The organism is Limnohabitans sp. G3-2 (assembly GCF_002778275.1).
Taxonomy (GTDB): Bacteria; Pseudomonadota; Gammaproteobacteria; order Burkholderiales; family Burkholderiaceae_C; genus Limnohabitans_A.
In genome coordinates this window covers 1-1,426 of the sequence record NZ_NESG01000019.1, presented here as the reverse complement: position 1 = coordinate 1,426, position 1,426 = coordinate 1, and the positions used below count along the sequence as shown (strand labels likewise).

The window sequence follows — 1,426 nt, the reverse complement described above, 5'->3', positions numbered from 1 at the left end:
GCCGTGTTGGGTCTTTGGCTGTCAGGTCAGCCCTTGTCGGTGGCCGCCCTGGTCGGCTTCATTACGCTGGCGGGCATTTCGGTGCGCAACGGCATTTTGAAGGTCAGTCATTACATCAACCTGATGCGCTTTGAGGGAGAGTCCTTCACCAAGCCCATGATCTTGCGCGGTTCGATGGAACGTTTGAGCCCGGTGTTGATGACGGCCTTGGTGACTGCCTTCGCATTGGCACCATTGCTCTTCGAGGCCGAACGCCCCGGCACCGAAATTTTGCACCCGGTCGCCGTGGTGATTTTCTCGGGCTTGATCAGCTCGACGCTGCTCGACACCTTTCTGACGCCTGCCATGTTTTGGCTCTTTGGCCGCAAACCTGCCGAGGCGCTTTTACAAGACAAAGATGCTGAAGCATTCTGACCATTCATTCGTTTCTTCAACCTCAACCAAAACCTCAAAAGGACATCTCATGAAATTTCACACGCTTTTGATCACTTCGTCGCTTTTTCTCAGCGGACTCGCATGGGCAGGGCCACACGATACAGATCACAAACCCATGCAAGGGGGTGTTTTGACCACCGTCAAGGATGTTGACTACGAACTGGTCGCCAAACCTGATGTGCTGCAGTTGTTCGTGCGTGACCATGGCAAACCCGTTGACGTGAGTAAAACGACGGCAAAAGTCACACTGCTTTCTGGCGCTGACAAGCAAGAAGTTGAGTTGAAACCAACAGGCGACAAGCTTGAAGCCAAAGGTAGCTTCAAGGTAGCTCCTGGGACAAAGGTTGTTGCTCAATTCAGTTCAGCTGGGAAAACCACTTCTGCACGTTTTGTTCTGAAATGAGGCGTTTACAACTTACTTGTATTTGCCACAAATGGTGGATCAATTTTGGGAAAATATTATGAAAACTTGGATTACTAAAACAATCGTCGTCTCAGCTTGCGTACTTGGCATCGCAGGCTGCGCTTCACCGGTTGATCGAATCGCTGAGAAGCCGCATTGCCATACGGATCGAGGAAGAAATGCTTACTGCACCAAAGATCCTGCACCCAGCATTGCCAAAGATGATGAAGCAAAGTCGTTTGCCTCAGTGCCTGAAGCTCTGACGGTTTACGTCGTGCGTTATTGGGGCGACGGACATCATCCGTTGGACATTTCTGTGGATGGTGGCGCAGCGATGGAGACTGTTCCAAACTCCATGATTCGCCTGCGATTAAAAGAGGGGACTCATCAAATCACCTTCAATGTTGGAGGCAAGACCTTTGATCGAACAATTTCAGGTACGAAGGGAGAAGTTCAGTTACTAGGGATTACGGGTACCGATTGGATCTGGGGCAACTCTTCACATTGGTGGACAGATGACTCAGTTGATCAACTCAAACGGCGCGCACTGCGTTCCCGTTTGATCAAAGACATCACTTTGCTTTGATG

At 50.5% G+C, this 1,426-nt stretch carries 3 protein-coding genes; all 3 read left to right on the top strand.

Translation table 11 applies throughout. From position 1 onward, the window contains the following. Positions 1-414, top strand: a 414-nt coding sequence (locus tag B9Z31_RS15280) for an efflux RND transporter permease subunit (protein ID WP_143473871.1), incomplete at its 5' end; no start/stop codon positions are given. Between the two features lie 49 nt (positions 415-463). Then, entirely contained in the window at positions 464-838 is a 375-nt protein-coding gene (locus tag B9Z31_RS15275; RefSeq protein ID WP_019425173.1) for a hypothetical protein, read from the top strand. Between the two features lie 58 nt (positions 839-896). Then, positions 897-1,424, top strand: a complete 528-nt coding sequence (locus B9Z31_RS15440; protein ID WP_143473870.1) for a hypothetical protein — start codon at positions 897-899, stop codon at positions 1,422-1,424. Positions 1,425-1,426 lie beyond the last annotated feature (2 nt).

What these genes read in the sequence shown, in the direction of transcription:
- B9Z31_RS15440 (WP_143473870.1), top strand. Translation starts at nt 897, where the DNA reads ATGAAAACTTGGATTACTAAAACAATCGTCGTCTCAGCTTGCGTACTT.
- B9Z31_RS15275 (WP_019425173.1), top strand. Translation starts at nt 464, where the DNA reads ATGAAATTTCACACGCTTTTGATCACTTCGTCGCTTTTTCTCAGCGGA.